At 45.0% G+C, this 26,719-nt stretch carries 22 protein-coding genes and 3 pseudogenes; 17 read left to right on the plus strand and 8 right to left on the minus strand.

Features of this window, described 5'->3' with window-relative positions; translation table 11 throughout:
- Window positions 1-83: 83 nt before the first annotated feature.
- Window positions 84-1,010: a ketopantoate reductase family protein gene (locus JNUCC31_RS18820; protein WP_192263276.1), complete on the plus strand. Its 927-nt coding sequence runs from the start codon at window positions 84-86 to the stop codon at window positions 1,008-1,010.
- Window positions 1,011-1,150: 140 nt separating this feature from the next.
- Entirely contained in the window at window positions 1,151-1,567 is a 417-nt protein-coding gene (locus JNUCC31_RS18825) for a DUF4395 domain-containing protein (protein ID WP_192263278.1), read from the plus strand.
- Between the two features lie 68 nt (window positions 1,568-1,635).
- Here the strand turns inward: JNUCC31_RS18825 and JNUCC31_RS18830 are convergent.
- Window positions 1,636-2,078, minus strand: a pseudogene (locus JNUCC31_RS18830) (NPP1 family protein).
- A 526-nt stretch (window positions 2,079-2,604) separates the two neighbouring features.
- Here JNUCC31_RS18830 and JNUCC31_RS18835 point away from each other — a divergent pair.
- Window positions 2,605-3,486 (plus strand): diacylglycerol kinase, encoded by an 882-nt coding sequence (locus JNUCC31_RS18835; RefSeq protein ID WP_192263280.1) that lies wholly within the window; start codon window positions 2,605-2,607, stop codon window positions 3,484-3,486.
- 514 nt (window positions 3,487-4,000) lie between these two features.
- A complete protein-coding gene (rlmD, locus tag JNUCC31_RS18840; protein WP_192263282.1) occupies window positions 4,001-5,605 on the plus strand; it encodes a 23S rRNA (uracil(1939)-C(5))-methyltransferase RlmD in 1,605 nt (534 codons plus the stop codon).
- 196 nt (window positions 5,606-5,801) lie between these two features.
- Here the strand turns inward: rlmD and JNUCC31_RS18845 are convergent, their stop codons facing one another.
- Complete coding sequence (locus JNUCC31_RS18845; protein WP_192263284.1) at window positions 5,802-6,740, minus strand: ketopantoate reductase family protein; 939 nt, start codon at window positions 6,738-6,740, stop codon at window positions 5,802-5,804.
- 148 nt (window positions 6,741-6,888) lie between these two features.
- Between JNUCC31_RS18845 and JNUCC31_RS18850 the strand changes: the two genes are divergently transcribed.
- Entirely contained in the window at window positions 6,889-7,479 is a 591-nt protein-coding gene (locus JNUCC31_RS18850) for a TetR/AcrR family transcriptional regulator (RefSeq protein ID WP_192263286.1), read from the plus strand.
- Window positions 7,480-7,688: 209 nt separating this feature from the next.
- Here JNUCC31_RS18850 and JNUCC31_RS18855 read toward each other — a convergent pair whose 3' ends face one another.
- Window positions 7,689-9,566, minus strand: a complete 1,878-nt coding sequence (locus tag JNUCC31_RS18855) for a leucine-rich repeat domain-containing protein (protein ID WP_192263288.1) — start codon at window positions 9,564-9,566, stop codon at window positions 7,689-7,691.
- Window positions 9,567-9,861: 295 nt separating this feature from the next.
- Between JNUCC31_RS18855 and JNUCC31_RS18860 the strand changes: the two genes are divergently transcribed.
- Together JNUCC31_RS18860 and JNUCC31_RS33420 are read left to right on the plus strand one after the other, a co-directional pair.
- Window positions 9,862-11,418: an ABC1 kinase family protein gene (locus JNUCC31_RS18860; protein ID WP_192263289.1), complete on the plus strand. Its 1,557-nt coding sequence runs from the start codon at window positions 9,862-9,864 to the stop codon at window positions 11,416-11,418.
- Window positions 11,419-11,757: 339 nt separating this feature from the next.
- Window positions 11,758-11,925: a hypothetical protein gene (locus JNUCC31_RS33420; protein WP_228469095.1), complete on the plus strand. Its 168-nt coding sequence runs from the start codon at window positions 11,758-11,760 to the stop codon at window positions 11,923-11,925.
- An 8-nt stretch (window positions 11,926-11,933) separates the two neighbouring features.
- Here JNUCC31_RS33420 and JNUCC31_RS18865 read toward each other — a convergent pair whose 3' ends face one another.
- Entirely contained in the window at window positions 11,934-12,815 is an 882-nt protein-coding gene (locus JNUCC31_RS18865; RefSeq protein WP_192263291.1) for a GNAT family N-acetyltransferase, read from the minus strand.
- Between the two features lie 100 nt (window positions 12,816-12,915).
- Window positions 12,916-13,122 carry a DUF2536 family protein gene (locus JNUCC31_RS18870; protein ID WP_192263293.1) on the minus strand — a complete coding sequence of 69 codons (207 nt, stop codon included), beginning with the start codon at window positions 13,120-13,122 and terminating at the stop codon, window positions 12,916-12,918.
- 382 nt (window positions 13,123-13,504) lie between these two features.
- On the opposite strand from JNUCC31_RS18870, the gene JNUCC31_RS18875 reads away from it, so the two are divergent.
- The 9 genes and pseudogenes from JNUCC31_RS18875 to JNUCC31_RS18910 all read left to right on the plus strand — a co-directional run bounded on the left by JNUCC31_RS18875 (window position 13,505) and on the right by JNUCC31_RS18910 (window position 22,610).
- The gene (locus JNUCC31_RS18875) at window positions 13,505-14,485 is read left to right on the plus strand and encodes a tRNA dihydrouridine synthase (RefSeq protein ID WP_192263295.1); all 981 of its coding nucleotides are present in this window, start codon (window positions 13,505-13,507) and stop codon (window positions 14,483-14,485) included.
- Window positions 14,486-15,133: 648 nt separating this feature from the next.
- Window positions 15,134-15,700, plus strand: coding sequence for an SF0329 family protein (locus tag JNUCC31_RS18880; RefSeq protein WP_192263297.1), 567 nt, complete (start codon window positions 15,134-15,136; stop codon window positions 15,698-15,700).
- 60 nt (window positions 15,701-15,760) lie between these two features.
- Window positions 15,761-16,465: pseudogene (locus JNUCC31_RS18885) on the plus strand (demethylmenaquinone methyltransferase).
- 786 nt (window positions 16,466-17,251) lie between these two features.
- Window positions 17,252-18,268 carry a carbohydrate-binding protein gene (locus JNUCC31_RS18890; protein ID WP_192263304.1) on the plus strand — a complete coding sequence of 339 codons (1,017 nt, stop codon included), beginning with the start codon at window positions 17,252-17,254 and terminating at the stop codon, window positions 18,266-18,268.
- 11 nt (window positions 18,269-18,279) lie between these two features.
- Window positions 18,280-18,387 (plus strand): annotated as a pseudogene (locus tag JNUCC31_RS33425) (tRNA-dihydrouridine synthase); the annotation flags it as partial.
- A 254-nt stretch (window positions 18,388-18,641) separates the two neighbouring features.
- Complete coding sequence (locus JNUCC31_RS18895; RefSeq protein WP_192263306.1) at window positions 18,642-19,802, plus strand: cobalamin-independent methionine synthase II family protein; 1,161 nt, start codon at window positions 18,642-18,644, stop codon at window positions 19,800-19,802.
- 382 nt (window positions 19,803-20,184) lie between these two features.
- On the plus strand, window positions 20,185-20,763 hold the full coding sequence (locus JNUCC31_RS18900) for a DUF4256 domain-containing protein (RefSeq protein ID WP_192263308.1): 579 nt from the start codon (window positions 20,185-20,187) through the stop codon (window positions 20,761-20,763).
- A 223-nt stretch (window positions 20,764-20,986) separates the two neighbouring features.
- Window positions 20,987-21,904 carry an AraC family transcriptional regulator gene (locus tag JNUCC31_RS18905; RefSeq protein WP_192263310.1) on the plus strand — a complete coding sequence of 306 codons (918 nt, stop codon included), beginning with the start codon at window positions 20,987-20,989 and terminating at the stop codon, window positions 21,902-21,904.
- A gap of 100 nt (window positions 21,905-22,004) precedes the next feature.
- Complete coding sequence (locus tag JNUCC31_RS18910) at window positions 22,005-22,610, plus strand: GNAT family N-acetyltransferase (protein WP_192273137.1); 606 nt, start codon at window positions 22,005-22,007, stop codon at window positions 22,608-22,610.
- A gap of 92 nt (window positions 22,611-22,702) precedes the next feature.
- On the opposite strand, the gene JNUCC31_RS18915 is transcribed toward JNUCC31_RS18910, so the two are convergent.
- Window positions 22,703-24,229: a carboxylesterase/lipase family protein gene (locus JNUCC31_RS18915; protein ID WP_228469755.1), complete on the minus strand. Its 1,527-nt coding sequence runs from the start codon at window positions 24,227-24,229 to the stop codon at window positions 22,703-22,705.
- Window positions 24,230-24,437: 208 nt separating this feature from the next.
- Here JNUCC31_RS18915 and JNUCC31_RS18920 point away from each other — a divergent pair, with 208 nt between their 5' ends.
- Window positions 24,438-25,289: an AraC family transcriptional regulator gene (locus JNUCC31_RS18920; RefSeq protein ID WP_192263314.1), complete on the plus strand. Its 852-nt coding sequence runs from the start codon at window positions 24,438-24,440 to the stop codon at window positions 25,287-25,289.
- Here JNUCC31_RS18920 and JNUCC31_RS18925 read toward each other — a convergent pair.
- Window positions 25,250-25,453, minus strand: a complete 204-nt coding sequence (locus JNUCC31_RS18925) for a hypothetical protein (RefSeq protein ID WP_192263316.1) — start codon at window positions 25,451-25,453, stop codon at window positions 25,250-25,252. The genes JNUCC31_RS18920 and JNUCC31_RS18925 overlap by 40 nt on opposite strands.
- Entirely contained in the window at window positions 25,454-26,617 is a 1,164-nt protein-coding gene (locus JNUCC31_RS18930) for a glycoside hydrolase family 27 protein (RefSeq protein WP_192263318.1), read from the minus strand.
- Window positions 26,618-26,719: the final 102 nt, after the last annotated feature.

The following is a 26,719-nucleotide window of genomic DNA, read 5'->3' on the forward strand; positions in this document are numbered from 1 at the left end:
ACCTGCTTTGTTACTCTTATTTTATCAACAAATGTTGATAAAGCAACGAATATCCATAAAAAATTGAAATAGAGGGATAACAAATGAATATATTAGTGTATGGCGCAGGTGTTCTGGGCAGTCAGTTGGCGCAGGTTCTGGTACGTGGGGGAAATAACGTTACCCTTCTGGCTAGAGGGAAGCGGGCAGAGGAACTGGAGAGAGATGGCATTGTCATTCGTCATGTGTTCCAGTTTAAAACGACCGTTGATCCGGTTCGGGTAACAAGAACGCTGGAAGAGAATGATGAATATGATCTTATTTTCGTGGTTATGAAGTATAACGATTTCCCATCGGTGCTGCCTATTTTGGCTGCCAATCAGAGCAGGAACATAGTGATCGTCGGCAACAATGCAGATGCACGAAGCATGCAAATCTTTTTGGAGGAAAATAGCAAGGTGGAAAAAAAGGTCGCCTTTGGTTTCCAGGTCAGCGGCGGGCGGCGGCAAGAAGACCGTATGTTATCCATTGGTGGAGCAAGCGGGCAAATGGTGATTGGTGGGCTGGATGGTGAAATTGCCTTTAAATCCATACTGGATCAAGCTTTTGAGAAGACGAAATACAAGTTGAATTACCTGGACGATATCGATGCCTGGCTGAAAAGCCATATTGTGCCCATTCTGATGCTTAATGCGGTGAGCTTTAATGAGAAGTTTGAAATGATCAAGTTGAATGGGAGCAGAAAACAAATCCAGCATATGATTGGGGCGATGGATGAGGGATTTAGCGTGCTTGAAGCCATGGGCATATCGATCATACCTGAGATTCAGGCCAAACTGATTCGTAAGCATCAACGAATGTTTTACTTCCTGTTGAAGATCTATAGTATGCTTCCGGTCTATAAACTGGTTGCGGGTTCTTATGGGGAGATCGAGGCGTTAAATGATGCATTTACCGATTGGAAAAAGGCTACCCGCATGCCTACTCCTCATTGGGATGTGCTCAAAAAAGAATATTCTAATCTCAAATGAGATGACGTCACTGTAAAAGTGAAATTTCTTCTGAAAATTTGCCTATAGTAAGCATCCGGCACATATCTTCCTATTGCTCAATGTCCCAATCCCGACTACAATTAAACCAACTAATAAAATAGGGATAAGGTGATATGCAAATGCGGGAAGTACCTATGCGCTATGTCAAAGCGAACCAGATTGGGATTGTGCTATTTGTTATCCTGTCATTTCTGTTTAACCAGCCGTTATTTCTGGGAGCGTTATGGATCATCCAAGTTGTCGGTCTGGCATCCGGAGGCAAGCTTAATCTGTTTGTGCAGATTGGGAAGGTTGTGTTAACTGGAAAAGGTACAGAGACGCAGGCAGTGGAACTGCAACGCTTCAACAATGTTCTGGCCGTATTGTTTCTTACGCTGGCACTTGTTTCATTCGGCCTTGGTTGGCAGGTAGCGGGTTATATTTTCTCGTCGATGCTTCTCCTCGCTGCAAGTGCCGCATTGCTCGGCTACTGTGTGGGCTGCACCGTATATTTCTGGTATAAGCAATTACGTGCGGGCAGAAAGATTGGCTTCTAATCCGCAACTCCATACGTCAATCCCCTCCAAGTTCAGTGGTCTACTTGAAGGGGATTTTACTTTTTTATCTAAAACCAAGCCTTGTTTAAATTGTTCGTAAAATTGCTGTCGTTCAATGGAACATTGGCACTGCCAAAATCGGTCGTATTCAGCGTATCGCGTGCCGCAGACGTCAGATCATCCCAGCCGATCAAAGGCTGCATTCCGCCGACGGTTCCAGTAACTCCAAGCTTATGGTTTAGAGGCCAGGTACTGCTGTAACTAATCAAAGGATTCGTACCGTTCAGGTTCGTATTACTTGGTGGAACATTACGGGGGGGAATGGAACACATCCATGGTAGACTTTTAAGTAGGGTTGGAAACGCTTGGCTGCTATTTGGGTGACGGTGACGGGGCTTACTTCCTGGAATCCGACAACCTGATCATGATTAATTACCGCTGCTTCAACGGCTTTGACAAAGGGAATACAGGACAGGATCGAAACCATAAGCAATAATACAAGTTTCTTCATTCGGTGATCTCCTTCATAGGTATGATATTGGAATGCGTTGAGGATGTTGATTTAAGAGGGGATAAGACTATTTCCGGCCCAAGCGGGCAGAATGGTGATGAATGGTTATAAATGACGGGAAATCCATAGGATTAGATTCAAGAGGAGTGCTAGAGGTTTATTTTGTAAAGGATAGACAGGTTCGGAAATATGGGAAAGCATGAATGCCAATGCTGCTGGAGAGAGGTGGCTCTCTTGAATTTAGTGTTATTGTCATCGTAATGTAAAATTCAGCGATCTCAATATGAAAGTAATTACTTATCAATCGCAGGCTAGGACATCTTTACATTTGATGATATGATAGTACATAAAGGCTTTGGAATGAGATGGAATTCCTTATGCATAGATATAGGTATGGATGAAGATTCGGGCAGGATTAACGGATGTGGGTCATCATGTAAAATGGTGCCGGCTGTGGACGTTCGCAAGTGGAAAGATAATGAGATTGTTCAGACTCATGGATAATGTGGAATAGGTGGCGTATGAGATGAAAAAAGCTCGTTTAATATATAATCCGACCTCTGGCCGGGAAGAAATGAAGAAACGTCTGGCTGATGTTTTGCAGCGTTTGGATCAAGGTGGAATTGAAGCTTCAGTACATGCAACAACGGGTGAAGGAGATGCAACCCGGGAAGCGGAGCTCGCAATCGAGCGTGGTTATGACATGATTATTGCCGCAGGCGGCGACGGTACGTTGTACGAAGTCATTAACGGCATGGCCGAGCGGGAGAATCGTCCTCCGCTTGGTGTTTTCCCATTGGGAACGACGAATGATTTTGCGCGCGCGCTGGGTATTCCGAGACAGTGGGAAGATTACGTAGATCTGGTCGTTAACCAGCAGCTTCGCCCACTTGACCTGGGAAAGGCAAACAATAAATATTTTATCAATATCGCAGGCGGAGGCTCGTTAACCGAGCTGACCTATGAGGTGCCAAGCCGTCTGAAAACGATGATTGGGCAACTTGCCTACTATATGAAGGGTATTGAGAAAATGGCAAGCCTGTCTCCGCAGGAGTTGGTTATCCGTGCTGCGGGTCAGGAAGAAATTCATGATGAATTCATGTTGTTCCTCATTGCCAATACCAACTCCGTCGGGGGCTTCGAGAAGCTGGCTCCGGGTGCAACCATTGATGATGGTCTGTTCGATGTGATCGGTGTGCGCAAATGTAATCTGGCTGACATGATTCGCCTCGTAACCCTTGCGCTGCGTGGGGAACATCTGAATGACAAGAAGGTCGTTCATTTCCAAACGGACTATATGGAAGTGACGTCACCGGGCTATGTTCAGTTGAATCTGGATGGCGAGCTGGGCGGCACACTGCCTGCGACATTCAAGAACCTGCGTCATCACCTAATGTTGTATCGTTGATCCGAATGGACGCTGTAACCTGAAGCTTCCCAAGACATGGAAGTCAAACAGATCCGGCAAGCGGGACGTCGGACCGGGGAATGGAAAAAGGGTTGTCGTTGCACTCTGCATACTGCATGGATGAGTCAAGCAATGAAGCGGTTTATCGTAGAGCTTTTCCAGTTGCGGCGGTTGCCGAGATCACGTATAATCTCATGGGGTTCGTTCGTGCTAATGAACTCAGGAGGTCTTATTTTGGCGAAATGAGTGGAATTAGAATTCTAACGAATCTTAGCGTCGCTATTTAGGCTGAAATGACCTAAAAAGATATGGAAACACGATTGTAGACTGAAATAACGTCTCTGAAGTTCGTTAGGATTTTGGAACGTTATTTTTGACGTAAATAAAGTGTCTCAGGTTCACTAGATTCAGTGAATTATCTCTCGTGTACGTGTACCTAGAAAGTGTCCCACATGACTGAAACCACTGCCTGAACAGGCAGGGTACTATATAAGAAGAAAGAAGTGAATGTACGTTGTCTAATACGAACCGCAGCGGTCGTGGAAAAAACCGCCGGAATTCGGCTGCCTCTCAGGGGCTAGGGAATGCTTCAGCGTCCCGTCAGCCAAGTCAATCATCTCGTCCATCACCACGTCAGCAAGGAAAAGAGGTGCGGCCACAAGGCGCATCTCTTTCTGCCGTTCGTCCAAAGGGGAGAACGCGTGAATCTGCACCAATCGAAGGACTGCCCGTTAGTAAAAATGAAGAGACCGTCATCGACATCATTGGCATGAACCATGACGGTGAGGGTGTAGGTCGTGCGAATGGATACACGCTCTTTGTACAGGGTGCGCTTCCAGGTGAAACCGTGCGTGTGCGTGTGATGAAGACCAAGAAGCAGTATGGCTACGCCAAACTGCTGGAGATCGTGAAGGCAAGCCCGGATCGGGTGTCCGCGCCTTGCCCGATCTATGATCAGTGCGGCGGCTGCCAGATCCAGCATATGAGCTATGCCGGACAGCTTGCGTGGAAACGCCAGTTGGTGGTAGATAATTTGCAGCGGATTGGCAAGTTGAACGTGATGGTGGAGGATGCAGAAGGTGCAGAGGAACAAGGCATTCGCGTACTGCCTACGATGGGCATGGACGAGCCATGGCGCTATCGCAACAAGGCACAGGTGCCGATCGGCGTAACCGAAGGCGGATTGGTAGGTGGGTTTTATGCTAAAGGAAGCCATCGGATCATCGATATGGAGAGTTGTCTTATTCAGCATGAGCACAATGACGAAGTGGTTGCGAAGGTTAAGGAGATCGGCAGTCATTTTGGAATCAGCGCATATAACGAAGAGACAGGTCGCGGTTTGCTGCGTCACGTGGTCGTGAAGAAGGCGTTCCGTACAGGCGAGATGATGCTTGTTCTAGTCACCAATGGCCGAGACATTCCGTACAAAGACGAATGGATTGGCAGTATCCGTGAAGCGATTCCGCATGTGGCGAGCATCTGCCAGAACGTGAACAAGAAACAGACCAACGTCATCTTTGGCGATGAAACCCGCGTCCTGTGGGGCCGTGATGTAATTTATGATTATATCGGTGATGTGCAGTTTGCCATTTCGGCGCGTTCGTTCTATCAGGTGAATCCGGTACAGACGGAAGTGCTGTATGGGAAGACGGTAGAGTACGCAGGACTGAGCGGCAAAGAGACAGTCATCGATGCCTATTGCGGCATCGGTACGATCTCTCTTTTCCTCGCGCAACATGCGGATCAGGTGTATGGTGTGGAGATCGTGCCCGAAGCGATTGAAGATGCGCGCAGCAATGCGATGTTGAACGACATGAAGAACGTCAAGTTTGAAGTCGGTGCCTCCGAGGATGTCATTCCACGCTGGAAAGAACAAGGCATCGAAGCAGACGTCATCGTTGTCGATCCGCCGCGTAAGGGTTGCGATCCGCGCTTGCTGGATACGATCCTGGAGATGAAGCCGGAGCGAGTGGTGTACGTGAGTTGTAATCCGAGCACGTTGGCACGTGATCTTCGTGTGCTTGAGGATGGCGGATATCGCACGGTTGAGGTGACGCCGGTGGACATGTTCCCGCATACGGTGCATGTGGAGTCGGTGGCGATGTTGGTTAGGGTGTAGTGTTTTGAAGCTACATTTACCTGTTTTAATAAATAGCTACTTTGCCCGAAGCTTCTAAAGCTCGGGCTATATTTGTTATAACCAAAGTAATTCATTCAGCGAAGGGCATTTGATGAGGCTTCCGTTCGTCGGATACTAGTTTTATATAATCATTAGTAGAGTTGATGTTGGTCTGAACAATATCAAGTTTTCCAGTTTATCCGTTTTCAATAGCTTTGTATTGTTCAGTGTTTTCTAATTCCACAGTAAGACGTGGCAAAGGTATACCTAACTTTTTTGCTTCTCTCACAACTTCAAGTACCGCAAAACCGGCTTTACTATTGTTGTATTCAATGAAAAGTCGTGGTAAGCTACCCTTTGCAAAAATAACCTTGTTAAAAAGCGTGCCGAGAAGTGCCGGTGGAATCTTGGTCAACAGTAGAGTAATCGCGTCCATCTTTGCGCCTCTTGCTTTAAGTACAGGGGTCATTTCCCGCATACTCTTACCGACATTTGCGAATGAATCACTATGATTCAAGACTGCTGGGAAACTTCCCCGTTTTAACACCTCGGTCTCCATCGCCGCATTCATGGCAAAGTGATTCCATAGCCAGCTTTGCATATCCTTGATCCAATTGATTTTAAAATGGGCGCTTTCAAATAGTTCTTTGACCTTGTTGTTTATCTGTTCCGTGCCTACCCGTGGTTTTTCCAGAAATATCGTTTTTAAAAAGCCGCCCCTAAGCTTATTGTCCTCAATGCCGCCTCCTGCTCCTGGGAACCCAAAGACAACATTGTTCATAGACAAGGGCAAGATCGATGATTTTAAATCTTGCCAAATATTATTGAATATTAGGATCGGGGTGTTACCCGCGGTAGTCGATAGTAATTGTGCTGCTTTGGGAAGTTGCTCCGTGTTGACACTCGCAATAATGAGATCGTAATTTGGGCTTATCTCCTCATGCAGCTTGACTTTCCAGCTTTCTTGGATTAACTGTTTCCCTCTTCGTGCGTCCCACATTTCAAGCGCTATATGACTTCCGAGGGTTTTTTTTCTCCCTTTTCTAACGTAAAACTCAACGGTATGCCCTGCCTTTTCGAAAGCCCACGCGTATTGGGTAGATATTACACCTCTACCGAAAAATAAAATTCTCATCTTAGCCTCCTATATATCCATATTCATCCTTGTTGATAATCAAACAACGTGTTGTATAATGTATTGTATAGATTCACTATCCGGTCATCAACCATCAGATTTTTAATATCTGTCGTATAATTGATCGAACAGCAAACGGAGGCAAATAATGAAAAAGCAACCTGAAATTACGGACAAAACAAGGCAGACATTCATCAATGTATTCTGTGATTTATATACTCAAAAACCAATCGAAAAGATATCCATTCAAGAGATCGCTAACCAATCAGGATATAATCGGAGTACATTTTATCAATACTTTACAGATATCTATGAGTTGTTGGACTGCGTTGAAGAGCGTGTTTTGAAATCCATTAACGAGGAAATGGCAGGCAGAGAGTTTTCAACACATACGTTCCAGGATGCACTTCAATGCTTGGAAAATGCAGAGGACATTTCAGTTCTGAAAGCTCTCTTGGGAGACTATGGTTCTGTTCATTTTGTGGAACGCTTGAAAAAAGAAATTCCCTTTGAGCGATTGATTGTGGATTTTCCAACAGATGATGTCTTGGCACCATATATCATTGAGTTTTACATTTCAACATTAATATCTATGTTTCGTCTTTGGATACGCAACGACAAAGATCTATCGTCAGAAGAATTGGTCAAGCTGATCGATAGCCTATTTGCAAAGGGGATAACACCGTATCATATCTTTGGCGCGGTCAATCCGCAGCGCTCTGATTCGAATAAAGAGTAAAGGGACGAGGAGAAAGAGAATGAGGGACTTACGGTAACAGAATCCCTGATACTAGGGTCGCTTCCCTAATCATTTTGCAAGAGCCTTTTCTGGTGTGCCTACAAACAGATCATACAGATATCCTCGCGAAAATAGTAAAGAGGAGCATTTGCTCCTCTTTACTTCCTTAACTATAGTAGTCTAAAACTCTCCATCATCCCAGGCGGTAATTAATATACGTGCACACTCGCACCAACCACGGATTTGTTTTGTACGGAATTACCGGATAGATATACCTTTTGCAGATTAGGCAGCTGGCTTAGGGTCTCTATATTGGAAATGGCATTGTTCTCGAGATGAAGCTCTTCTATGGCCTGCCAGTTGCTCATAAATTCGAGAGAAGCCAAATTGTTATCTTGCAGAGTAAAGGAACGTAGAGCGGACATGTTGGCAAAGTAAGGCATCATTTGGTCAACTTCAGCAACAGAGGTGTTGCTTATGCTGAAATATGGCTGCTCTAAGGTCAAATGTTCAAGCACGTTATTCTCCACGGCCGCCTGTTGTTCAAAGTTCAGCCTGCACTCGGAGCACATCAGAGATTTGACCTGCTTCAAACGAAATAAAGCATCGCTCTCCTTATATAGTGACGAGTCGTAAATGCTTAGGGCCTCTAGGCTGGACAAGCCGTCCAGGGCGCCAAGACGGGTTACTTCACTGACCTCCGAGAGGGAGAGTTGCTTAAGTTTCGGAAATTTCCCCAGCGCCGCCAAGTTCAATTCCCCGCTTCCGCCACGAAGCGTCAGGCTGGTAACGGCAGGTGCCTTCAGCCCGGGGAGAAAGGAGCTTGGAATTTCCACTCGTTCTACTTTAGGCAGTGTCAGAGCTTCCTCCTTCTCGTAATAACCGGACAGCGTTAATTCCCGCAAAGAGGAGAGGCTGTTGATGGGTTTGACCGAGCTGAGCTTACTTAAAGAAGCCAGGCGCAGTTTCGTGATGGAAGTCTTGTCGGTCAGACGCTCCAGACTGGAGAAATTTAAATTTTCAATATCCAGTGTTTGTAGAGCAGGCATGTTTTGCACAAAGTCGATGGACTTTACATTCGTTAAAAAGGACAACTGAAGCTCCTGAAGCTGAGTTAAGGCGTACAGCGGCTGCAGGTCTGTGGCTTCACTGTAATTGATGGACAGGGAGGTCAGCCCGGTCAGAGACGACAACCATCCCAGTTCATTGATATACGTGAGTGACAGGGACTTGAGCGGCAGTTTGTTCAACAAAGAAAAATCCGTTACCGATTCATCCACATAGGTAATGGATAACGAGTTTAGATTAGGGAATTCCAGCAGTAAGGCCAATTCCTGATTGCTGCGAAGCTGGGTGGAAAGCTCCGTAACTTTGGACTTGTCGCCAAAGTAGCCGGAAAACGTGCTGAAGGATTCGTTAAAAGCACCACCATAGCTTTTTAATCCGGACATATGAGCAAACGTGGTTTGGTTCGACTGGGAGATTTCATAGGTATTCGTCAGGTCCAATGCCGTCAGTCCCGTAAAGGCTTCAAAATCTCGCTGATCGATCTCCTGAGTATTCAGTTTCTTGTCCTGAGTAACATAAGTGATCTTCTCGGCCTGTTCATCGCTGAAGGGATCGGAGAGGCTATATGTAAACGTCCACTGATCATTCTCCGAATGCTCTACGGTTAAATAGCGAAGACGAGCCAATTCCTCCTCGGTAGGCAGGGCAGAGCCTTTATCGAAGATATCCCGCAAAAAGGAGAGCAGAACCTCGCTTTCAGGCATCTTCCTCACAGGCAGATTGGCTTCTGCTTGGGGATGAGTGGAGCTGACGCTGTAATAAAAATAAGTACCGATGGCGCCTGATATGACGAGCAGCAGGACCAATACCAGCCTTAGGGGGACGGAGATGGAGACGGACGGCTTCGGCGTGGCCTCAGGAACTGTCCCGTGGTAATGGTTAATGGTCTGATCCACATAGTAGACATGATTTTGTTTCAATAAAAGCTCTGTTTCACAATAGGGACACTTTAAAACTTCATCCTCCTTGTATTCAATTCTTCCGTTGCAATTGGGACAGTTTAACGGAATAAATGCCACGGATGCTCCTCCTTCATTATGATGGTCATAAGATCATGCTGAACGGTTATCTGACTTCATTATACCTTGTGAATTTACGTTTGATGAGAGAAAGAAGTTTCACATAGCGAAGGAGCAGGGAAATCCTGCTCCTTTTTGATCTTTTTTAAGTATGGCTGGGGGTAGGCATTTGACATCATCAAGCGAACCGCTGCTTTACCTGGGGAGGTTTATTTATGTTTATTGAACGCGAGGGTGAGTATGTTATATTGAGGAAGGGAAAATCAAACGATACCATTACATAAACAGGTGTAAAATGCTGCAAGCCACCAATCTCTTCCTCTATATCTGGAATAAGTTTCGTGCTTTCAGACGGATGATGCGTTTGTTCTGGATTATTTCACGTAAAGGTTTGGCTCATTTGATTCAGCAGGATCATGCCAAACTGCCCTTTGCGATTGCTGAGGTTCTGGATAACATGGGCGGCGTGTTTGTTAAATTTGCTCAAGTGTTATCGACCAAAAAGGACATGCTGCCTGCGAACTATATTCAAGCTTTCTCCAGTCTGCATGACCAGGTCAAACCTCTGAGCCAAGATGAGCTGAAAACAATCATTGACACTAGAATTGGAAATATGGATGAAACCTATGAATCCTTTGGGATGGAGCCGATTGCTGCGGCTTCGATCGGACAGGTTCATCTGGCAAGGCTAAAGTTAACGGGCGAGAAGGTTGTCGTTAAAATTTTAAGACCTGATGTGAAGCAGAAGATGACAGTGGATTTGGATATTTTGATCCAGTTTGTCACATGGCAGTCCGAACGCTCTATCAAAATCAAGAGACTTGGGTTAATCCAGTTGGCCGAAGGATTCAAACAGAATTTGCTTGAAGAAACCGATTTTGATATCGAGGCCTTAAATACGAATCTGTTGCGAAAAGCCTTCGAGGAACATGATATTCAGATCCGTGTTCCTAAAATCTACGCCGAGTTCTCGACGAAACAGGTGCTCACCATGGAATATATCGAAGGAACCAGCTTCACAAAAGCAGTGACAAACGACGTTTCGGTGAGAGTGATGCACGCATTTTTGGATCAAATTCTGATGATTGGTATCTTTCATGCGGACCCCCATCCTGGAAACCTCATGCTGACTGCTGATGGAGAAGTAGCATTGATCGACTTTGGTTCAGTGGGATATCTAACGGATGAGGAACGAGGCGGCATGTTAAGCTTCCTGATGGGTTACAGCACTAAAGATACGAAAGAGATGGCGCATGGCTTAACGCGAGTCTGTGAGGAAGGAGATTTACTGGATAAAAAGCTGATTGAGCAACGCCTTAACCGTTTGTTAGCAGAAGCATCTTTCTCACCAGACCCGACAAGTGTCATGATGAAACGTATGATGACCCTAATCACGGATATGGGTATGTCCTTAAAACCGACCATTGCTGGTGCATTCAGAGCTATCATTACGCTGGATGGTACGTTGTCATCTGTAGATGATACCTACTCTTTATCCGCAGTAAGTCAGTCCTACGCCAGCCATATGGATAAAGGGCAGATGGTTAAGGAGCGCATAAGCAAGGTCAAGGAGCAGATTACGGACTACATCCCTAGATTATTGGAGCTGCCTATTCTGAAGGATAATAAAATTACGATTGCTCGTGAGCAAAATCATTCATTGAATGATGTTATAGGCACGTTAACTGTGGGAATTTTCACGGTAATCTGTATGGTTGTTATGCTCGCAAGCTTTGTTGTGCAGAGCGAAGTCATGCGATTTCTACTTGGTCCATTATCCATATCAGGCTTTGGTGTAGGGATGACCATTTTGAGCGTATCTGTAATTAAACATTTGAAGCCCAAGGTGTAGTGTAGAGATAGATCAGTCAGATCAGGATGGATAAGCAATCGTTTACTTTTTTAAGAGTAGGTCGCACTGTGCCAGTATCCATAGATAAAGCCAAGGACTTTGTGTACGCTAACGGTGTGCTCTGGGAGCAAGCGTTATTTCACTATCTTGTTGACAGCGGATCGCATGAATGCCTTTATCAGTGCCTGCTCTGTTATAAAAATGCAGACGGCGGGTGGGCACACGGTTTGGAACATGACATTAAATGCCCGGATTCTCACCCGCTTGATTTGGAATTTCTGTTAGTGCGAGCACTTCGCAGATGGCATAGGTATTATCGAAGCCAAGACAAACTCTCGCTTGCAGCGTGTACTGACACTGATGTCCGATTCCGAGATTGACGGCCGCGCGTTAATACGAGTTCATTTGGAACTCGGGAACCGAAGCGAGGCGCAGCGTGTATATTTGCAGTTAGAGCAGGCTGTGCGTGTTCAGTTTTTAAGTATGGCTGGGGGGAGGCGTTATTAAATGGATCATTAAGCGATCGAAGTAATCGGGTATTTAACATGCACAGGGTAGATGCTGTCACCAGGTTTTTTTACAAATAGGCCTTCATTGTTGATTGTACTTTTTAGAACGATCTGATCTGTTACATCTGGTGTGAAATGGAAGGTTATTTTCTCCGTATCCTCATCTGCAATCTGATGTAAAATATCGATCATATGGATTTTGTTTAAGCTAATCACATCGAAGAGGTCGATGTGATGTTTCTCTTTTTTATAAATAACGATGACGTTTTCATTTTCCAAGTAATAAATATCATCACTAAAAACATTCAGGCAGTAAAACATGAATATGCCCTGGGCATGATCGGTTGCAAAATGCTGCGAAACAGGTATTCTTTCGTGTGAAAATCTATGGATAAGGCGTAAATCCTCCGCGTTAGTAACATCGAGTTTCTGAATGTTCGCAGCCTCCGGTGATTTTTTTGCCGTATAATTCATTGAAAAAAGATGTTCTTCCACAGGCTTAAACCCAAACTTGGGGTAAAAATCAAGCACCGTTTCATTGGCAAAAAGGTACATGCAATCGTATTTGTTCTCATATTCCTCTAAGACTTTATTCATTAAACGTGTTGAGAGTCCTTTCCCCCGATAATCAGGATGTGTCATCACCGTGCCGATTTGAATCGCTTTTTTCTTCTCTCCGTGAATGATGAGCTCAAGGATGTTAACGGAAACGTTGGCAATAACCTGGTCCCCATGGACATATGAATAAGGGATGTAACCCTCGCCCCAGTACTCTTGTTGATACCAATCTTCAAAATTGATCTCAAACGTGTTGGCAGCAAGCTCAAAAAAACTCTTGCGAAGTGCTTCATTCGTTTTAAAATTCCTCATAAATATTAAATCTTGCATGGTATTCTCCCCTTAATCCTCAATAGTGACTGCTAAAATGACCAAGCGTAACTGCAATTAAGTCAGTAATCTGGTGTTCACTATTCAAAATCTTGGTCCATTAATCTATGTTAAAATGCACGACTGCACTATATAACATTTTGGTGCGAATAGGATCAAACGTTACTTGATGTTGAACTTGCTTCACACGCAGCATTAATGCCTTATTAATCTCTATTCGTTCTTCGATCGATCGCGCCAGTTCATGGAAGTCATACGCCTGCAAGCATTCGACTTTGTCTTTGATCATATCCAGTGAAATATCCATATACAATTCAGGCCTCCTCCAAAATATGATTTGCAGGTTAAAAGCCTGCCGAGCTTCATTGTAGAGGAGCTTTTCCAGTTCGGCAAGAGTAATCGTGCTGAAAATCAAATAAAGACGTGATAAAATCGGGAAAGGGCAATTCCAGATTCGACGAACTTTCAATAATCTGAAGAGCTAATGGAAGTACTAACAGATACTGATGTTTGAGGGAAGTTCATTTGCATGGTATAAGTGAAGAAGCAAGGACACCATAATGTAAATTGTAACGAAAAATGGTAGTGTTGATGCTAAAGTAGATGATAGGCATGCAGATGTAAGAGGTACGATTTTTTACTATTAATAAGGACAAGATGGTCCTGGTAAGTATAGAGGAGTTTTAGAGATGACAAAGGAAAACTTTTGGCGTGAACTATCACGACCATTTTTTATACTGGCACCGATGGAAGATGTGACGGATGTTGTGTTTCGGCATGTCGTAAGTGAAGCGGGCAGACCGGATGTATTTTTTACGGAGTTTGCGAACACAGAGAGTTATTGTCACCCGGAGGGGCACAAGAGTGTACGTGGGCGTTTGACATTTACAGCGGATGAACAGCCGATTGTGGCTCACATTTGGGGAGATAAACCGGAATTCTTTCGTGAGATGAGTATCGGGATGGCAAAAGAAGGCTTTAAAGGCATCGATATCAATATGGGGTGCCCTGTAGCGAATGTAGCGGAGAATGGAAAGGGAAGCGGATTGATCTGCCGTCCCGGAATCGCAGCCGATATCATTCAAGCAGCCAAAGCCGGGGGGCTGCCTGTCAGTGTGAAAACAAGGCTCGGTTTCACAGCTGTAGATGAATGGCGCGACTGGTTAACTCATATTTTGCAGCAAGACATCGTGAATCTGTCTATTCACCTGCGTACGAGAGAGGAAATGAGCAAAGTAGACGCTCACTGGGAACTGATTCCGGAGATCAAAAAACTGCGGGATGAGATCGCGCCGAATACACTGCTGACGATTAACGGGGATATCCCGGACCGTGAGACAGGCCTTAGACTCGCAGAGCAATATGGTGTGGATGGTATTATGATTGGACGCGGTATTTTCCAGAATCCGTTTGCATTTGAGAAGGAGCCGAAGGAACACAGCAGTGACGAATTGCTTGATCTGTTGCGGCTTCATCTGGATCTCCATGATCAATATTCAGCACAGGAGCCACGTTCGTTCAGCCCGCTTGCTCGCTTCTTCAAAATATATGTCCGTGGATTCCGCGGGGCAAGTGAACTTAGAAACAGCTTGATGAACGCCAAATCAACAAATGAAGTACGTGCTTTGCTCGATGAATTTGGAAGTAAGGAACACGATGAGGCGGAGTAACGTGGAAGTTAACATCTCTTTGTTAAGGGAATGTGCGAAATGGGAGAGGGAAGACTGGAAATCCATGTGACTGTTTGAAATATAATTAAAGCTAAACAGCAATTCTTCCAAATAATTTTGGGAGAAAGCAGTTTAGCTTTTTTGCATTATTTCTAATTCAATAGATAAAGAATAAGCCCGCGATTTTATTGAAAAAGGCCTAGGGCATTAACGCGTATACTCCAGTTGTGCCATCGCGAGGGGCTGAGGATTAGCAAGCACCCATAACACCGCCAACTCGCATAATCTAGCAGGCGCATCATAATCCGATCCATTGCGAAGTCTACCGGCCCAAGTCTGCTGCCTCTTGGAGAAGTACCGGAGCTAATGGCGCACCACTGCCAAGGTGCCGAGTCAGCGCATCCAGCATCTTACGATACTCAGCATCCCAGTTTTCACCGGGGGGATTCCCCTGTTTATTCTCTATGTTGATATTAGCATCTTGGGTTACCAATTCCTGTTTCTATATCAATAGGAGAGGCCATTTCGTGGTGCTGTGTTATACTTTAGGTGAATGTCGTTATTGGAATTAGAGAGGTACATGTAGATGTTTAATTTAAGATGTTTGCCGCCATTCGAGCGGTAGGCTTATTGAAAATAGGAGGATCTATGTCCTGGAGTAAATTGAAGCAACAGCTGGAGAGTTTTCTCAGTCCTACGTTAGCTGGAAGAGTTGAATATCGCGCAACTGGTTATCGCTATTCACCTGATAAAGCAGGGCTTTGTTATATTTCGGTAGATAAAAAGAACGTACTCAATATGAGTGATAAAACCAGCTCAATCAGATGGTATCAGACGGAGCTGGAAATTAAGAATGATCCCAATATTCAAATTCCGATCAGCGATGATGAATTGGAAGCCGTCAGGAAGGAAACAAAAGGGACCGTTCCAGAGGATCGTCTAAACGTAATTGCAAGAAATAGAAAAGTATCCGTACTCTCAAAGGAGCTTTTGTCAGCACAGGCTGCATTAAGTAAATCCAATTTTGTGGCTACAGCGAATAAGTTCTTATCTACTTCTATAGAAGAAAGCATAGAGAGCGATGATATCTTATTGAATATTCTAGCTTTGATAGACAGACGAGTTGGCAAAAAGCGGATTTTAAACATGGGAGATATGATGAAGTTAAAGCATCCGATTGTGCAATATTTTTATGAACTGCGGCGCAGTGCGTGATGAGAATAAATAATGTTCGTTGAAAGAATCATATTGCACTTGTGGAAGAGAGGGAATTTCATGTCTGAACAAACAAAGTCGGAAAGAGTTCATCAGGTATTTGAAAAGATATCGGATTAATACGACTCGATGAACTCGGTCATCACGTTCAGGAGACATATCGCATGGCGCCATGATGTTATGAAACGGATGAATGTGAAAGTAGGTAGTAAAGCTCTTGATGTGTGCACTGGAACCGGGGATTGGGCGATTGCTTTAGCAAATGCTGTTGGAACGCATGGAGAAGTCATTGGATTAGATTTTAGCCAAAACATGCTCAGAATAGCACAAGATAAGCAAGAGCAACAAGCTTTAAAGCAGCTTACACTTATCCAGGGAAATGCCATGGAGCTTCCTTTTGAAGATGATTCATTTGATTATGTAACCATTGGTTTTGGTTTAAGAAATGTACCCGATTATTCCACCGTACTGCTGGAGATGTATCGAGTAACTAAACCAGGCGGACAAGTCGTTTGTTTAGAAACATCCCAACCCACATTAATCGCTTATAGACAAGCATCCCTCTTTTATGTTCGCTATATCATGCCCTTGCTTGGAAAGTTTATTGCCAAAAGTTATGATGAATACTCATGGTTACAAGAATCAGCCCGTCATTTTCCCAATAAAAATGCACTGAAACAAATGTTTTTGGAAGCGGGATTTTCCAAAGTAGATGTAAAAAGCTATAGTGGTGGTGTCGCGGCAATGCATAAGGCGATAAAATAGATAATAGAAAGAGGGGTATCGCCCTCTAGGCAGAGCATTGCCCAAGGTAAAACAACGGTTTCAGCACCGGCTCAGTCCTTATCAATCAGAATCAGACTTCGTTAGAGTTGGCGAAGACAGCCTTGGCATATCATGAGGGCTGTCTTCCTAAAGGGATAAGTCGCTGACAAAGCGGCTTTTTTGGTATGGTATTATGACTATATTGCATAAAATGATCAAGTGACAGAAGGGAAGTACGAATATTACATTGGGGTATAATAATTTTTTGAAATGTTATTTGGGAGGAGATTAGCTGATACTTGAAGATACAATTGCAAGAGAAAACGAAGAAGAGACAGGACTTAACACTAAAGTTTCTAAGTTATTATACATATGCGATAAACCGGATGCTTCGCCTTCACTAATACACATAACGTTCCTACTCGAAAACATAGGTGGGGAAATACGCTTCCATCGAACGAGTTTGATTATAAGTGTTATGGAGATGGTTCCGATCCAAAAACTTGCAGCTTATGGATTCTCAGAGAATTTTATGGCGATTGTTCAAAAAGGCTTTCCTGACAAGTCCATAGTCTTTCTTCTGTTTTTAGCACGACTTTAATTACCTTTTTGGTCCCGATCTTCATATCCTCCTACCGTTGTATTGTTTGAATTGTAATAATCTGATTAAAAAAATTGTGGAATTAATTTAGAAAATGGAAATAAAATAAGATAATAGTACATTCAAAATCTGTGGCATGTCTCACGGGAGCGCTACAGATAAATAAAAAACAAGGAGGTTTGAAAATGACTAATAAAAGGTTTCCTTTTAATCCCTTATCACTTTTGGTAGTTTTAGCAGTATTTCTATCCACATTCTGTGTAGCCCTACCGTCAGTAAACGCAGCAGCTAGAGGAGCATGGGCTCCAAATACCACATATGCAGTAAATGACACAGTAACCTATAGTGGAAGCACTTATACCTGTCTTCAGGCACATACTTCTCTCGTAGGTTGGGAACCGTCCAATGTTCCTGCTTTATGGCAGAAAGACGGTAGTGGCGGAACTACGCCACCAACCACACCACCGACAACGAACGGAGTAACATTCTATGCAGATATAAACTATGGAGGAAAAGCAGTGACACTCGGGATAGGCAATTATACACTGTCTCAGTTGAACACAAACGGAATTCCGAATGACTGGATGTCGTCTCTTAAGGTTCCAAGCGGTTGGACGGTTGAAGTATATGAGAATGATAATTTTGGAGGAACAAAGTGGACCTTTACTTCAGATTCTTCCTGGGTTGGCAACACGATCAATGATAAAATGTCATCGGTCAAGATTTATACGGGTTCACCATCTCCTACAGTAACAAAGCCTGCCGAGGTTCCAAGCCATATCTGGACATATGTCATGAATGCGGACAATACCTATGGGAAAGGCGGAGATTTTGCTTTATTGCTAAGTGCTGTTATCAAAAAGGAAAGCAGCTTTGGAGCAGGTTTACCAGGTAGTCCATCGGCCGGCGACGGATTGATGCAGGTAGAACCAAACACACGCAATGCGTATTTATCTCAATTCAGCTCAAAATTTGGCCGTGCGTATAATCATAGCAGTGAACAAGATCAGGTATATCTGGGCGCGTTGATTTTAAATGAGAAGATTACGAAGTTTGGAAATATCTACAACGGATTATTACACTACAACGGTGGAGATAACTGGTATCCGGGAGCTACGGATTCTTATGGCCGTCCTATTCTGGCAGATCAATATGCAAATGCAGTTTACGCTACTTATAAGGGCTATGGCGGTAAGAATTAAGGTGTTACATTGAACAGCCGATGGTAGCCCATATCTGGGGAGATAAGCCGGAATACTTTCGTCAAATGAGTATCGGCATGGCGAAAGAATGGTTTAAAGTCATTGATATTAATATGGGTTATATTCATAAATTTGGAATAAAGGATCATGTTGAGGTAGATGAACACGGAAATTAAATGGACAGTCGATAATATTTTTGGAAAACATGGCCGACTTGGCTGTGTTTTTTCTTTTGGAAACATTCAGTATCAAAAGTAATCTTAGCAGTCATTCTAGTTATAGCTTCTAGCTATAACTAGTTATGGTTTTTAAGTATCTGATCTAACCCCTTTTTGCATGATATGATAATGGTATACAACGAGGGGGTTTTTACATGACTGATAAGTTCCAGATCGTAGGAAGTTTATTGCGGCCCGATGAGCTGCTGAAATATAAAACGCAAATTGAACATCGTGATGATATCCAATACCCATTCTATGAAAACTTCGAAGGTTATGAGAAGTGCGAGACGGAGGCAATCCAACAGGTTGTGAAGAAGGAAATCGAGCATGATCTGTCGATTATTACAGATGGCGAGTTTTCCAAATCGATGTGGCATCTGGATTTTGTGTGGGGTTTTGGCGGAGTTGAACGCTATATCGCGGATCACGGCTATTTTTTCAGAGACGTGGATGGAATGTCAAAATATGAAACACGCAAAGATATTGGCCTGCGTATTACCGGCGATTTGAGCGGTAAAAATCATCATTTCATTCAACTGTTCAAACAGTTGCAAGACACGGCTGGTGACCAGCAAACGAAACTTTGCGTACCGTCGCCTTCCCATATCTTCGGTGAACTTTCCTGGTCGGATAATATTGGCGGTACGGGTGCTGTTTATCAGAACATTCAGGAGCTCAAAGCGGGTCTTGTGAAGGCATATATAGAATTTGTCGAAGAATTCGCTGCGGTAGGCGGGAAAATCCTGCAATTTGACGACTGCCTGTGGGAGCTTTTTGCAGACGACAACCCGAACTCTCCGTTTACAGGGGAACATATTAATCAAGAAGAAGTACAAGGCCTCGCTACCGAATTTATTGATATTAACAATACAGTAATTGACTTCGGTCATAGCCTGGGCTTGAAAATGTGGACACACAACTGCCGCGGTAATTACGATTCCCGCAACATGGGTGGTGGATCTTACTCGAAAATCGCCAACCTGTTCCTGAAGCAGTTGAAGTATGACCGTTTCTTCCTGGAGTGGGATGATGACCGTGCAGGTTCGATTGAGGCGCTGGAAGTGTTCAAAGACAGACCGGAAACGGAGATTGTACTCGGTTTGTTATCGTCCAAAACAAGTACACTTGATGATGAAGCACGTGTCGTCCGTTTGTTGGACGAAGCATCCAAAATCATCGATAAGGATCGCCTGTTATTGTCCCATCAATGCGGTTTTGCATCCTGCGATGGTGGCAACGAACTAAGCGAAGCCGAACAATGGGCAAAGATCGATCAAGGCCAAAAGATTGCCAAGCAGTACTGGAGCAACTAATTTGTAAATAAAAAGAACGTTTTATAAGGCGGCGGTCTTTTCCTGAATTCAATCAGGGAGAGTTCGCCGCTTTTGGTGTAGAAACGTTCCTTGGTGTGAACCGATCCGAATCTCGTTTTTCAGTTTACTCTGGGATTTGCCGTATACTCCAATAATCCTGCTGCGTCGGTTGTGGTAAAGTTTCTTAGCTTCAACCGATTGGTTCGAGGATTTACATGTAATACCTCCATTTCATTTTTCAAAAATATAGGCAAAATGTAAAAGTATATGTAAGCTGTGACAAGTAAAAAGCTGTGGAATAACAGGTTGTTTTTCGACTGTGAATTTACTAGAATTTAGTTGGACAAGAATGAGAAACGACCTATTGAAGGGAGAAATATAGATGACAACGAGCACATTTGGAAGTGAGAGGGAGCTATCGCCAGAACAACGTGAGGGACTGCTCCAAACCTTGAAAGCGCGCTTTGAAAAAAACATGAACCGTCATCCAGATATGGAATGGGCAAGCCTGCAAGCGAAGTTAGAGGCTCAACCAGAAAAACTGTGGTCACTCCATGAAATGGAAAGGACTGGCGGCGAACCGGACGTTGTGCATTATGACAGTAAGGCAGACGAATACACTTTTGTGGATTGTTCAGCGGAAAGTCCCAAGGGCCGCAGAAGTATTTGTTATGACCATGAAGCCCTGGAGTCAAGAAAAGAGCATAAACCACAGAATAGTGCGGTTGGAATGGCAGCGGATATGGGTATTGAGCTTTTAACGGAAGAGCAGTACCGGGAGCTGCAGAAGCTGGGAAACTATGATTTGAAAACGTCGAGTTGGGTGACAACACCCGCTACTATTCGAAAACTAGGCGGAGCCATCTTTTGTGATCGTCGTTATGACACGGTTTTTGTATATCACAATGGAGCAGAATCCTACTATGGTGCAAGAGGATTTCGCGGCTCGTTAAGGGTCTAACTCGTTAAGGGCATAAACCTAAATAATATCTACCTATGTTTTAAGCTCAAGTGGTATGCGACTTGAGCTTTTTGTTTTGATCATAGATACGTATGCTAATCATGTGATAGTGCCCTATAGTAAAGTTATGAAATCGAAGTACAGGTGAGGTATCCTGTTTGGATATACCGGGTGTATAATTTTGGTAGTTCATAATACATAGATTCATTGAGGGGTTCAACACATGAATAGTGAATATAAAGATAGAATGGATAGAGTGATCCAATATATTAGGCAAAATAGTCATCAAAAGCTCAACCTCGATATGTTGGCTGATGTTTCAGGTTTTTCCAAATATCATTTTACAAGAATATTTACATCGTTGGAAGGTGTGTCTCCAATCGCATTTGTAAATCGAGAGCGTTTACAGAAGGCTGTATATCTTTTGGGTGAAAACAAGAGAACCATATTAGAAATATCGAATCACTGCGGTTTTGAATCGGTATCCACCTTCAATGCTCTCTTTAAGAAGCACTTTGGCAAGACCCCAAGTGAAGTCCGAAATAACATCGGAAAACATAGCAATTATCCGTTACATTTTAGCAAGAAGCAAGAAGAGTTATCCTCTTTGGAAGATTACAATAGAAATGGAAGAAATCATCTTCTAGAGAGGGCATGGAAAAAAATGATAACGATTAAGGAACTGCCAGATTATGAGGTGGCGTATGTCAGACATGTGGGGAGTTATTTGCATACTCATGTGGCATGGGAGAAGTTGGGACATTGGGCTAGCGAACAAGGAATTACTCCGAATAATCATTATTTTATTGGGGTGTCTTTGGATGATGGAACTTTCGTCGAAGAATGGGCTTGCCGATACGATGCTTGTATAACATTGCCCCGTGGATTTGATAAGCTCCCACATCAGGGGCAAGTCGAATTTAAAACGCTATCTGGTGGAATGTACGCTGTATACCCATTCTACGACACCATTGATCATCTCGTTCTAGCCTATGAAAGCGTATTTGGCTTATGGCTGCCGAATAGTGAGTATGATGCCGACGACAGACCCAGCCTTGAGTTCTGCATGAATGATCCGGCGAAGGATGAGCAAGGGAAATGCAAAATCGATTTATGTATTCCGATCAAGAAGTCTCTTTAACCACACATCCCATGAAACATGGCTATGAAGCTGAGGCGAAGAGCTTGACGTATCATGATGATTTACCAATAAAAGATAATATGGGGAAGTGACGAAAAAAGTGAATGTGGAGGCAGTTTATGATCAACTTCCGATTCTAAAGTCAGATGAATTGGTATTGAAAAAGATTGAAGATCAGCATGTTAACGGAGTTTTTGAAATCTATGATAATGACAATGTATTCGAATACTGCGGTATCATACCCAAGCATAATAAAGAGACAGTGAAGAAGATGATCGGACATTTCGAGAGAGATTATCATAAGAGATCAAGAGTGAAGTGGGGCATATTCGCGAATAATGAACCCGATCGGTTGCTTGGTATTATTGAAGCCACCGATTTCAATCTGAAGGTGAATATGGTGACGATTGGTTACTTTTTAGCAGAATCACATTGGGGGAAGGGGATTGCGACCCAATCGGTGGGGATGTTGCTCGAATTTTTGTTCACGAAGGTTAACGTCAATCGAATTCAGGCAGAAGTGATGCCTGCAAATGAACATTCGAAAAAGGTGCTATTAAAAAACGGCTTCATTCATGAGGGGACACTTAGACAAGCAACCTTATGGTCGGGCAAAGGAATTGTTGATTTAGAAATGTACGGTATTTTAAGAGAAGACTATGCAGTATCACATCGGGATTCTATGGTGGGGAAGGCGCTCAAGTAGGTGAAGTAGCATAAACTCGACTATTCGCAAGGTAGAGAAGAGCCATGCGTCAGCATGGCCCATACATATCATGAGAAGGCAAACTTCATGTCTTAAACAACATGTGCACTCTGCTTTTTGAAATACTGCTCCACTAGAAACGTAAGCATCGGTCCGGGGTCTGCCTTCTGTAATTGAGACTGATCTCCGAATTCCATGAGATACGGCTGCTCCGTGGTGCAAGGAATCCAATGAGGCATCGGATAGCCGGTGGAGTCGGGACCGTTCGGGTCACCGGTAGCAATAAAATTAGACAAATAGTTGCACATCTGTCGGGCCAGATCGTAATGTTTGCCCACGAAAGGACGCCAGCACTTGGCGAGTGTTTCGAAGAAAAACCACAGATCGACGGAGTGGAAGGTACCCGGCTGGTCCCAGCCAGGAATCTCGGCGTCGAAGTTGTAATAGTAGAGCGGCGTTTCAGACGGATGGCCGCTGTTCGCGCGGATGGCCAGCAGGATGGCATGCTGGATCATGCGGACAGATGCGTGTTGCAGGGCACGCTCTATTTGGCCGGTATCAGCCTCACATAGCTGCAAAAAGGCAGGAGCCTCCTCGCCAAATAGCTCTGCGGCCATCTGTTTCAATTCTTCCATATTGGCTGCGGCAGGTCGGGTCCAGAATTCCGAAGAAGTATGTCCCAGCATGACGGGGATTGGCTCACGTTCCTGCTGAATAAAGCGGGTAAACGGATCGCCTGCACAGAATTGTTCATCGATGACGGTGCCCCAGAAGCCTTTGTATTCCAGAGCTTTGTCGCGAACATATTCGGCATCCAGTTGTCTGGCCTCTGCCAGAGAGGATACGCCCAGGAAGCGGAAAAATTTAACCCCTTCCTGCTCTGCTTCCCGCAGTGTGGAGCGGACAGAAGGCACGCGGACCTTCGGGTACAGCTCGGTAGCTATACCGCTCATAATGACGGCTCGCTGGAACAAGCCTTTATTTTGCGGAGAGGTCATCTGGCTGAGCACACTGCCTCCGCCTGCCGACTGCCCGCCGATTGTGATCTGGTCAGGATCACCGCCAAAGGCGGCAATGTTGCGTTTGACCCACTGGGTACCTGCTTGCTGATCGAGATGTCCGAAGTTGGCCGGTGCATGTGGGGATTCGGCACTGATCTCGGGGTGACACAGGAAGCCGAAAGCATTCAGTCGATAGTTGATCGTGACGACGACAATGCCTCTGCGAGCAATTCGCTCGCCATCAAATTCCATTTCGGCGGTGTTCCCGACCTGAAGGCCTCCCCCAAAATACCAGACAAAGACAGGCAGTTTCTCATCTGTTCGTTTGGCAGGTGTCCAGACGTTCAGATACAGACAATCCTCGTCCATAGGCAGATCCGGATCAACGGCCCATTCGCGGGTATAGATGTTGTTATCGTCTATAACCGTTTTGGCTTGCATGGAGGTGGGGGCAAAATCAAAAGCTTTCAGAATGCCATTCCAATTGGACTGCGGCTGCGGAGCGCGCCAGCGATTCTCACCTACAGGAGGTGCGGCAAAAGGGATTCCCTTGAAGCTGGTAATACGCGGGTCCGCTGCGGGCAGCCCTTGCACTTGTCCGTGTTCTACCGTTACCATTCTAAGCAACACAACATTCTCCTCTCTGGATAAAGCGTATATCAATCATGCCGATCAAAGATGTATGGATGCGCTTACAAATGTGTGGGCGAGATGCCCTCTATTTTCATAATAAGCAACTTTCAGGGAGCTTTCCAGTATTCAAACAAAATATAAGAATGCATGGATGATATATAAAGATTGAGCTATGCGTTAGGGGGAATCAAGGTTGAATCCGATTTGGCATGAGAGCAGCAGAGCCAGTCATTTGTATTTTATCAGCGGCGGTCACAAGCCAGCCAACCTTCACCAATGGGGGCCAGGAGTACGTGACGTTTATGCGCTGCACTATATTATTCGCGGCCAAGGGACGCTTGAGACGGGCGGCCGCGTGTTTCAGCTTGGTGCGGGGGAAAGCTTTATCATATTTCCGCAGAAGGAGATCTACTATTACCCTGACCCGCATGATCCGTGGGAGTATGTTTGGGTAGAGTTCAGCGGCGAGGATGCCGGGCGTTTGCTGGAGCTAACAGAGCTCTCAGAGGTAGAACCTGTGGTGACGGTCACGCCGGAGACGCTGCAGCCCTTTTTTCATCTGGCGTGGAACGCGGGCGCATCGCCCTATGAAATGCTTCGGGCGGATGCCCGTTTACGTCTCCTTCTTTCCTATTACATGGAGTATTATCCAAAGGAGCCGCAGATGGATACCAAGGATTATGTCTGGCTGGCGAGAAAATACATCGAGCAGAATTACTGGAAGCCAACCTTGACCGTCACGGAGATCGTAAAGGCAGTCAATCTGGAGCGCAGCTATTTGTTTCGCCGGTTTAAGGGAGCTACCGGCAAATCTGTGTTGGAGTATATTACATCCTGCCGAATTCGGCGAGCCTGCGAACTACTAAAGATGTCGGGTTTGCCCATTCAATCGGTGGCCTACTCCGTGGGGTACAATGACCCGTTATACTTTTCCAAAGTATTCAAGAAAGCAACATCACATACGCCATCAGCGTACATGATGCTGCATGCGGAACCAACAGAGCTTCAGCGGAACAGGGCGCAGTTGCCGGATTCCCGGAAATAACGAATCAGCTTTTCAATGGGCTCTCGCCCGCAATTCAGCTTCATGCCGAGGCAGTCGATGCACGAAAATTGCTGGGCAGAGCGCGATACCAGCTTCAGGTAGATGGCCACATCGTCTGCTGCAAGCGGAACCTGACAGGACTGGCACAGGCGATTGCTGACCATCTACTTCACCAGCTTGGCCCGGACAATGAGGCAATCATGTGCTGCGACAACTGGGGCGAAGCGTTCACGGAACTCGCCCAGCTCCTTATGTTCCCAGCAGTCGTACAGCGACAGGGCGTAACCGGCAGCGTAAGGCAGGCCCATGTCCCAAAATTGCAAAGACAATTCCCGCTGGCTGTCGCTCAGATTGAAGAAACCGATGGCCAGATCGCCGTCTGTCAGCACTTTCACCAGCATAAATACATCGTCTGTGTGAAACCACTGGGGCTCTGGTTTAATGCGGTAAGCTCCACGTGCCTCCACATCCTGATTGATGGCAATCAGGTCGGGATTCAGCAGAATATCCTTTGTAATCTGGTTGGCTTTGCGCACGTCGCATCCGATCATCAACGGTGACCCCATCATGGACCAGAGCGAGAAGTGGGTTTTATACTCAATGTCGTTGCATCCGCCGATGCTGCCAATATAATCATTGTTGCTACCACCGTACATCCCCACAATCAGCATGTCCATGTCGTTATGGCAGAAAGAGCCGGTGTAGCTTTGTTTACCTAACTGCGAAAGGGCAAGTTCTTTCACCGATTCCCAGTTATCACGGATGTCACCGGTAGAGCGGTACATATGAGCACCCGATTCCCTAATCCAGTCGTATACGTCGTCGGCTCCCCAGTTGCAGGCGGAGAACAGGATGTCCCGTCCGCAGTTTTTGAGTGCGAGGCTCATCCGTTTGTACAGCAGCTCGCCCGAGATATGGCGTGGCTTGAAGCAATAATCATACTTCAAATAATCAACGCCCCACTCGGCAAAAAGCGCAGCGTCCTGGAATTCATGCTCAAAGCTGCCTGGATACCCGGCACAAGTATGCGTACCAACGCACGAATACATCCCGAACTTCAGTCCTTTGCCATGGACATAGTCAGCAAGCGCTCTCATTCCACTCGGAAATTTCTCGGGATCAGCCACCAGATTGCCGCTTGCGTCCCGTTCTTTCAGGCTCCAGCAATCATCTATGACAATATACTCGTAGCCAGCAGCCAGATAACCTTCCGATACAAACACATCAGCGACATCCCGAATTAACTGTTCGTTAATATCCCACGTAAAGGTATTCCACGAATTCCAGCCCAGGGAGGGGGCAAAACCTAACACTTGATTGTTGCTCATCTTATCGCATCCTTCCTCATCTCGGGTTCGTTAGTAGAACTAAACTGAACTTAAACGATGAGCGACGTTCCCAGCCATAGCTAGACGTTGCTTGGACATGGA

The organism is Paenibacillus sp. JNUCC-31, assembly GCF_014844075.1.
Lineage (GTDB): Bacteria > Bacillota > Bacilli > Paenibacillales > Paenibacillaceae > Paenibacillus.